We start from the raw sequence: 4,842 nt of genomic DNA, 5'->3' as shown, positions 1-4,842 counted from the left end.
GCCCCATCGCAGCGGTCACCTTCGGCCGGCGCACCGCGAAGCCTTGCCAATTTCGTTATATCATATAATCAATTTGGCAACCCGTCGGGAGGACACCAATGCCGAAGCTGAAGCTGCCCAATATCGACGATGTCGTCGCCATCGACATCCACACCCATGCCGAGGAGCCCTGCGGCACCCATCCCGACGACGGCTATGACGATTTCCAGGCGCAGATGGCGGACTATTTCAAGTCGCCGCACAAGCATCCGCCGACCGTGCCGGAGACCGCGGCCTACTACCGCTCAAAGAACATCGCCGCGGTGATCTTCCCGGTCGACGCCGAGCGCGAGACCGGCTTCCGCCGCTACAAGAACGAAGAGATGCTGGAGATCGCCTCCGACCATCTCGACGTCCTGATCCCCTTCGTCTCGATCGACCCGCACAAGGGCAAGCTCGGCGTGCGCGAGGCGCGCAAGCTGATCGAGGAATACGGCGTCCGCGGTTTCAAATTCCATCCGACCATGCAGGGCTTCTACGCCAACGACCGCATGGCCTATCCGCTCTACGAAGAGATCAACAATGGCGGCGCGATCGCGCTGTTCCACACCGGCCAGACCGGAGTCGGCTCGGGCATGCCCGGCGGCATGGGCATGCGGCTGAAATATTCCAACCCGATGTACATGGACGACGTCGCGGCCGACTTCCCCGACCTCAAGATCATCCTCGCCCATCCCTCCTTCCCCTGGCAGGAGGAGGCGCTGTCGGTCGCGACCCACAAGCCGAACGTCTATATCGACCTGTCCGGATGGTCGCCGAAATATTTCCCGCCGATCCTGGTGCGCTACATCAACTCGATCCTCCAGGACAAGATGCTGTTCGGCTCGGACTGGCCGGTGATCACACCGGACCGCTGGCTGTCGGATTTCGCCAAGATCGACATCCGCGACGAGATCCGGCCGAAGGTGCTGAAGGCCAACGCGCGCAAGATTCTGGGGATCTAGGCGCGTACTCATCAATTGGCGAGGCCGCCGGAGCCCCTTGTGGCGGCCCGCACCGAAGATTGCACGAGGTCCGCTCATGGCCCCAGGGCGGACGTTGGCGCACGAGATGCGCGATCAATTCACGCTTGCGAGGTAGCCAGCGAGAATTGTGCGGCTCTGGCTGAGTGTCTCGATGCGTTCGTCGATCAGGCCGACCTGCTGAGCGAGTATTCTTCGCAGCTCGTTGCACGGCGTGAAGGCTGGATCATTGTTCCGCACACACGGAAGCAGCCGCTGGATCGTTTCGAGCGTCATCCCGGCAGAGCCAAGCATTTTGATCCGCCGAACCGTCTCCTCTTCCGCCGGGCCATAGTCGCGATAGCCCGAGCCGGTCCGCTGCGGCGCAAGCAGCCCTTCACCTTCATAGTAGCGCAGCATCCGGACACTGACCCCCGTCCTCCGGGAGAGTTCGCCAATTTTCATCTGAAAACCTCTTGACCCTGACAGTGCTGTCAGACCCTACAGACTGCGCTCATCCAAGTAATGCTGCTTGTGAAGGGTGCAACAATGAAAGCCTATCATTTGAATGGCCATGCTGGTGCTGGCCGCCTTGTTCGCGTCGATCTCGGCAAACCTGAGCCCGCTGACGGAGAAGTTCGCATCCGTGTCGAAGCGGCCAGCCTCAACTACCGCGACCTGCTGATCCTCGAGCGAGCGGGCCAAGGCGCGCTCGACGGCCGCGTGCCGCTCTGCGACGGCGCCGGCATCGTTGACGCCATAGGCCGCGACGTCACGCGATGGCAGGTGGGCGACCGCGTTGCCGCTTCCTACTTTCGCGATTGGGTCTCAGGGCCGTTCAAAGCCGGCTACATTGCGTCCGCCCTCGGCAGCAACAATCTGGACGGAATGCTGGCAGAGTATGTCGTGCTGCCGGCAACCGCGCTGGTGGCCGTGCCGGCGCACCTGTCCGCAGTCGAAGCAGCGACCCTGCCCTGTGCCGGCGTCACGGCCTGGCACGGCCTCATCGCACGCGGCGGGATGGGCAAGGGCGACACGCTGCTCGTCCAGGGAACAGGTGGCGTCGCCCTGTTCGGGCTTCAGCTCGCAGTGGCGCTGGGCGCGCGTGCGATCGTGATCTCCTCCTCGGATGAAAAGCTTGCCCGTGCCAAGGCGCTCGGCGGCTCGATCCTCATCAACTACCGCGACACGCCCGACTGGGATGTCGCGCTGATGAAGGCGACGGATGGCGCAGGCGCCAGCCATATCCTCGAACTCGGAGGTCCCGGCACCTATGACCGATCGCTGCGATCGGTCGCTTCGGGTGGCAAGATCATTCAGGTCGGTGTGTTGACAGGATTCGGCCCGAAGCCCGACCTCGCGCGCCTTCAGTGGGAGAATGCCGACATCATCGGTGTCACTGTCGGATCGGTCGCACATTTCGCAGCGATGAACCGCTTCCTGACCGAACATGCCCTCCGCCCGACTGTCGATCGGGTCTACGGCTTCGACGAGGTCCCCGAAGCGTATGCACATCTCCGGACCGGCTCACATTTCGGCAAGATCGTCATAAAGCTTTAGTTCGCCGCCGGCGGAGTGGTGCCAAATGCGCGTTTCCGTCTTGGATCGATTTCGCGGCGCCTTGCATAGTCCGTGCGTCTGCAACGATCCGCTGAGGCTGGCAAGGCGACCCTAAAACTCCAGCTTGTCGCGTATGGCGTCGATTCCGGCCCTGGCGCAGGCTTCGTCAGCATCGCCGCCAGGTGCCCCAGACACACCGACGGCTCCGACCAGCGAGCCGCCCGCTTCGACAATCAATCCGCCGCCTATAATGACCGTGCCGGGGAGGTTGCGGATACCGGCCTGCATCATGCCAAGTTGGCTGACGGCATTCAGTTCGGTGGTGCTGGTACGGAACGTTGCTGCGGTCCACGCCTTGCCGGAGGCCGTTGCAACGGTGTAAGCGCCTGCGAACCTGTCACGAAGGATCACCTGTGTCCCCCCGAAGCGATCGACGACCGCAACAGTGACCTGGTACCCGCGTGATCGGCAATCGCCAAGCGATGCCCGGGCCAGATCAAGCGCCAGCTCGGGACTCAGCGATTTGTAGGTCGTGAGCGGCTCCTGCGCCATTGCCGAGTGCGCGAGCATCAACAGGACGGTGGCCGCAAGCAGATTTCGAGCGAGCATGGTTTCTCCGACGTGAGCAGGTCGACGCCGACGTTAGTTCAGCGCACCGTATGTCAGGTCGTCGAATACGGTGACACTGTCGGCCTTGGTCCACAAGCCGATCATGCCGGCGTCCCTGATCGATTCGTCCTCGACCTCGAACATCGGCTTGCCGTCATACGTCACCTTGAATAGCTTTCCCGCGAATTCGCAACGTAGGGAATGCCATTGACCTGATGGCACCGATACCTTGACGCCATAGCCGCCTTTCCGGCCGACGATATCGAGCGCGCTGCGAACACCCTTGATCGTCTTGTAGAGCACAACATTGTCTTCAAGCGCGTTGGCCCGCACGACATAGTAATTGTCGGCATCCTTTGCGCGCCAGACAATACCGGCCGCACGATCCTCGGAGCCTGCGATCGCCTTGAACTTGACCTCGACGAACCCGTCCAGGATGCTGGTGCCGTTCCGGAGCGCCACTGGAAACGTCGCCTGACCGGATTGTTTCAGCACGTTCGGCTTGCTTGGCGCGGTCGACTCCACCTCGACCGTCCATTTGGGCTGGCCACGACCCGTCATCGTCAGTGTCCAGCCTTCGGGCGCTGCGCCGGTTGCTGCGTTGTCAAAATTTACAGTTTCTGCCATCGCGTTTCCTTCCACCAACAATAGGAACAACGCCGCCCCCAAGAGCGCTACGCTCATTTTTTGCACGACGTCTAAGCTTCCCGCCTGTATTGATCGTACAGTGTTGCAGCGTTGTCCCATTTGATCGCTTCCATGTAGATGTCGACATATTTCGCGGCCGCGGCGCCATAATCCATGTGATAGGCGTGCTCATACATGTCGAGCACCAGCACGGGGCGTCCGCCCGCCAGCGTCGTCGTGTGGTCGGCGGCCCACTGATTGACCAGTCGCTTGTCACGCGGCGAGTAGGAAAGAATCACCCAGCCGGAGCCGCCGCCTTCGGCCTTGCCCATGGCGGAGAACTCCGCGCGCCACCRCTCCATGCTGCCGAAATCGCGCGCGATCGCGTCGGCGAGTGGCGTACTCGGCTTGCCGGCACCGCCGAGCCCGTCGAAATAGATTTCATGGAGGATCATCGAGTTTGACGCGACGAGTTCCTCGCGCTTCAGGCCGTTGATGACGAAGTTCGGAGCTTTCGCGAAGTCGAGCTCGGCGAGTTGCGTTCCGATCGCGTTGAGTCGCTTTACGGCGCCGACATAGTTGTTCTCGTAGTGGCTGACGAGCACCTTCTCCGAGATGCCGGCAATGGATTTCGGATCGAACGGCATCGGCTTGGGCTGGTATGTCATTGGCTTGGCTCCTGTTGGCTGATTGGCTTGCGCAAGGGCTTGCGTTCCCGCGAGTAGTGCGGTCGATGCCGCGGCGGCCCCGACGCCCCTGATGAAGTCTCGGCGGTCGGTATTCGTGGTCATGGAGTCCTCCACTTGATCGTCGTCCCCAACGTGCCCCGTGTGCTCGCTAGCTCTTGGTGCTCGCCGTCTTGTCGCGCGCGCAAATAGTCCGCGCGGTCCTGGTCGATACGGACATCGACGAGGGCCGGCGCGCTGGCGGCACCAATTGACGGGACAATTTCTGTGATGAGATCGAGATGAAAGAAGACATGCAGCGTCCTTGGTGACCAGGACGCGATACTTGGGCATGTCGCCTCGCGGGGAGATCGCAAATCCCCGTACACCGAGTTAAACGC

7 protein-coding genes are annotated in these 4,842 nt (G+C 61.8%); 2 read left to right on the top strand and 5 right to left on the bottom strand.

Annotation, left to right across the window (positions count from 1 at the left end):
* The first annotated feature begins 98 nt into the window (after positions 1 to 98).
* Positions 99 to 983: an amidohydrolase family protein gene (locus tag ACXJL8_RS34230; protein ID WP_456617500.1), complete on the top strand. Its 885-nt coding sequence runs from the start codon at positions 99 to 101 to the stop codon at positions 981 to 983.
* Between the two features lie 114 nt (positions 984 to 1,097).
* Here the strand turns inward: ACXJL8_RS34230 and ACXJL8_RS34225 are convergent, their stop codons facing one another.
* Complete coding sequence (locus ACXJL8_RS34225) at positions 1,098 to 1,445, bottom strand: MerR family transcriptional regulator (RefSeq protein ID WP_456617499.1); 348 nt, start codon at positions 1,443 to 1,445, stop codon at positions 1,098 to 1,100.
* An 84-nt stretch (positions 1,446 to 1,529) separates the two neighbouring features.
* Here ACXJL8_RS34225 and ACXJL8_RS34220 point away from each other — a divergent pair, with 84 nt between their 5' ends.
* Complete coding sequence (locus ACXJL8_RS34220) at positions 1,530 to 2,540, top strand: zinc-dependent alcohol dehydrogenase family protein (protein WP_456617498.1); 1,011 nt, start codon at positions 1,530 to 1,532, stop codon at positions 2,538 to 2,540.
* 111 nt (positions 2,541 to 2,651) lie between these two features.
* On the opposite strand, the gene ACXJL8_RS34215 is transcribed toward ACXJL8_RS34220, so the two are convergent.
* The 4 genes from ACXJL8_RS34215 to ACXJL8_RS34200 all read right to left on the bottom strand — a co-directional run.
* Positions 2,652 to 3,149, bottom strand: coding sequence for a GlcG/HbpS family heme-binding protein (locus ACXJL8_RS34215; protein WP_456617497.1), 498 nt, complete (start codon positions 3,147 to 3,149; stop codon positions 2,652 to 2,654).
* A gap of 33 nt (positions 3,150 to 3,182) precedes the next feature.
* The gene (locus ACXJL8_RS34210; RefSeq protein ID WP_456617496.1) at positions 3,183 to 3,833 is read right to left on the bottom strand and encodes a hypothetical protein; all 651 of its coding nucleotides are present in this window, start codon (positions 3,831 to 3,833) and stop codon (positions 3,183 to 3,185) included.
* Positions 3,834 to 3,847: 14 nt separating this feature from the next.
* Entirely contained in the window at positions 3,848 to 4,444 is a 597-nt protein-coding gene (locus ACXJL8_RS34205; protein WP_456686383.1) for a superoxide dismutase, read from the bottom strand.
* Between the two features lie 119 nt (positions 4,445 to 4,563).
* On the bottom strand, positions 4,564 to 4,842 hold a 279-nt coding region (locus ACXJL8_RS34200; RefSeq protein WP_456686382.1), incomplete at its 5' end, for a hypothetical protein.

Source organism: Bradyrhizobium sp. P5_C11_2 (assembly GCF_054049755.1).
Note: the sequence above shows the minus strand (reverse complement) of the source record. Positions and strands in the feature narration are given on the sequence as shown.